Consider the following 3,493-nt stretch of genomic DNA (forward strand, 5'->3'; position numbering starts at 1 on the left):
ATTCGATTTGCAAACTCAGAAATATTCCTGTAAGGATCAACCCAGTCCATCTTTTATACCGGTATGTGTGAATGATGGAAGCTACGATTGGGGCCATGTATCCGATGGCCAGGGCTTTGGTGTTGTGTCCGGCGGCGATGATGATGAAAAAATAGGAGGAAAATGCAAAAGCAATGGCCCCTACAATGCTTAACCATGGATTAACCCTGAATAGCAGAAGGGCAATGTAAAAACCAATCAGGTAAAGGAACAGGAAGTTGGCGGGTTTTGCCGGAAATGTGAGCAATTTTTCCAGCGAAGTGGTATGGTTGTTTTTGAATTTGGTGCCGGCAAAATAGGCAGGCATACCCCCGAACAGACGGTTGGTCCAAAGCGCTTCTTCTCCCGTGTCAGCCCTGTAATCCCGCACCTCCTTCGACATTCCTTTGAAATGAGTGATGTCGGATTGCTGAATGTCTTTACCCTCCAGCAACGGGGAAAAATAACTGTAGGATAGTCCAATGAAAATTACGATGGCCACAATGTGGGGGACCAGTTTCCTGAAACGAATGAGCTTGTCCATATGGTTACGGGTTTTTATACAGGCATCTAAGGTATGAAAATTAACAGAATATTTCGAACAAGTTTTCACCACAATGTGCCTGATACATGCCTATAATTTCCTAATTTTGTCGGCGAAACGGATTGAAAACCTTTATTTTCCGAAAGTATGAGAATACTGATGGTGCTGAACGAGGAGTTCCCGCCCGATCACAGGGTGGAGAAAGAAGCCGATTCACTGATCGGGGCGGGTCATCAAATCGTGCTGCTGTGTTATACAACCCGTCGGGATCTTCCTTTGCAAGAGGATTATAAGGGTTTGCAGGTGAAACGTTTCAGAATGAATTATACCCTCCGGAACAAGCTGAATGCCCTGTTCCTAGTTGTTCCGTTTTACCGGTGGATATGGAAGAAGCACATAGAGCAGATCATACGAAAGGATGACATCGATGCCATTCATATACACGACCTGCCCCTTTCCGATGTCGGGCTTCAGATGAAAAAGAAATACGGCATCCCTCTTATTTGTGACCAACATGAGTATTACAGCAACTGGATCGTGCAAAATGCACACCTGAATACCTTTACCGGGAAGGTCGTGAAATGGCTGAGCCCTTGGAAACGTTACGAGAGAAAATATTTAAATCAGGCCGATCTGGTCATTACCATTGAAGAACCTCTGCGCGAGGCATATATACAACAGGTGGGCGTAGATCCGGAAAAGCTGATCAAAATACCCAATACGCCTCCCCAATCCTTTGCAGAGATCCCATCAAATCCTAAGATTCTTGAACGTTACAAGGATCATTTTGTTCTTTTTTACCTGGGCAATATAGATGTGTTGAGAGGAGTGGATGTGGCCATTGAAGCCTTGCCCGAGATGATTCAATACATCCCGAATATTAAACTGGTATTAGCCGGAAGAACCTGGAAGGGAAGCGATCCCATGGGCCGGGCCCAAAAGCTCGGAGTATCGTCTTACTTGGACTTTGCAGGCTGGCTGAGCGTCGATCAAATTCCTTCTTATATCCGGGCCAGCGACATTTGCTTTCACATTCCCCCCGTGCTTAGGGAAGAGAATGACCGAACCGTTGCCACTAAGATCTATCAATATTTGATTATCGGCAAGCCCATTCTGGTGGCCCAGCAAAAGATGGAAAAGGAGCTGGTGGAACAATTTGAAGTAGGAATGGCAATACGGGAAAATGATGTGCAGGATTTCGCCCAAAAAGTGATTCAAATCTATCAGGATCAATCTATGCGCGAACAATTTGAGAACAATTGCAGGCAAGTATCCCATCGGTTTGTATGGGAAAACACCGTTGTTCCATTGATTGATGCCTATCATAGGATAGAGGAGAACCGGTTGGTTAAAAATCTTTCTGAATAAAAAAAGCGAGGATGCATATGGATCTCAAAAAAATGCTTGTAAAAATCCATGATACGGGTTTGAATCAATTTTTTTATCCTTTGATGTCAGTGTTGCCGGAAAAAACCAGGGACGCAGGAGAGGATTTCTTTATCTTGGCCCAGGGGAGAACAGGCAGCAGACTGCTCGCGGAGCTCCTGAACTCCCATGATGATATTTATTGTGATAAGGAGATATTCAATAAAACATTTTACCTTGGTTCGGGCGACCTATTTTTTCCGATGGAAATGCTTCTGGGCAAAGCCAGGTTTTTTTGTAAAAAAAGATATGGATTTAAGGACAAAATATATCAAATCGAATCACAAAAAAAATTGGACGGTACGGCTAAATTGCTGAAAGATCTAAAATACCATCGGTTTAAAATCATCTATCTCAGAAGAGAAAATCTTTTTAAACACGTCTTATCTAACAAAATAGCTAATATGCGTGGCAGTTATCATGCTTATAAAAATATGGAGGAGAAAGAATGGCAGAAATTAGTGCTGGATCCAAATGAAGTAATTGAAAAGATGGAAATAAGATGGAATTATCAAAAAAGAGAGCAGGAGATACTAAAACAATTTGATCATTTGACTTTCACCTACGAAAAAGACCTGAAGGATCGGGAAGCTCAACAAAAAACTGCCAGCAGGATTTTCCGGTATTTAGGGGTCAAGGATGTTCCGGTGGCAACCAGGATGAAAAAGGTTAACACCAGAAAGAATGAGGATTTGATTGCTAATTACGATGAGGTGTATGAAGCCATAAAAAAAACGCCTTATTCGATTTATCTGGATCAATAGGAAAAAGGTTTGCATCCAGGGTTTTTTAATGAATCATAAGATCTTAACCTATCTATGAGCAGATTTCCCCATTTCATCATAATAGGAGCTATGAAGGCCGGGACCACCAGTCTGTACCACTATCTGAGGCGGCATCCCGAGGTGGCCATGTCGGGGGTGAAAGAGACCAATTTTTTTCTGGAGCGGAATTTCTCAAAAGGACTGGAATGGTACCGTCGGCAGTTTCCCGGCGATGAAAGGATCAAGGGGGAGGCCTCCACCAACTATACCAAATACCCGGCTCAAAAGGGGGTTCCGGAAAGGATATACCAAACCCTGCCCAAGGTGAAGCTGATCTATGTGTTGCGTGATCCCATCAGCCGGGTGGTCTCGCATGTGCAGCACAACCTGCTGAAGGGATCAGAGGAAGCCGGTAGCTGGCGAGAAAAGCTGAAGGATAGCGACTCTCATTATATTCAATGCAGCCTGTATTACATGCAGCTGGAACAATACCTGCGTTTTTTCCCGCCCGAGCAGATCCTGATCGTCACCACCGAGGAGCTGAACAATCAAAGAAAAGCCACCCTTCAGAAGATATTCCGTTTTATCGGGGTGGAGGATACCGGCTTTTATTCTCCCCGCTACGACCAAAGCAAACATACATCCTCCGGTCGCAGAAAGATCCGGCCTCCTTTTGTCCGGAAAAGATTGCGCCATACCCCCTATTACAATTTTGTGGCCAGCCGCCTGCGTTTTCTGATCC

At 44.2% G+C, this 3,493-nt stretch carries 4 protein-coding genes; 3 read left to right on the forward strand and 1 reads right to left on the reverse strand.

What is annotated here, in order from left to right:
- Positions 1-562, reverse strand: a 562-nt coding sequence (locus tag KGY70_19270; GenBank protein MBS3777343.1) for a hypothetical protein, incomplete at its 3' end; no start/stop codon positions are given.
- Positions 563-709: 147 nt separating this feature from the next.
- Here KGY70_19270 and KGY70_19275 point away from each other — a divergent pair.
- From KGY70_19275 to KGY70_19285, 3 genes are all read left to right on the forward strand, one after another.
- Positions 710-1,930, forward strand: coding sequence for a glycosyltransferase family 4 protein (locus KGY70_19275; GenBank protein ID MBS3777344.1), 1,221 nt, complete (start codon positions 710-712; stop codon positions 1,928-1,930).
- Between the two features lie 17 nt (positions 1,931-1,947).
- Positions 1,948-2,751, forward strand: a complete 804-nt coding sequence (locus KGY70_19280) for a hypothetical protein (protein ID MBS3777345.1) — start codon at positions 1,948-1,950, stop codon at positions 2,749-2,751.
- A gap of 54 nt (positions 2,752-2,805) precedes the next feature.
- Positions 2,806-3,493, forward strand: a 688-nt coding sequence (locus KGY70_19285) for a sulfotransferase domain-containing protein (protein MBS3777346.1), incomplete at its 3' end; no start/stop codon positions are given.

This window comes from Bacteroidales bacterium, from assembly GCA_018334875.1.
Classification (GTDB): Bacteria; Bacteroidota; Bacteroidia; order Bacteroidales; family UBA12077; genus JAGXLC01.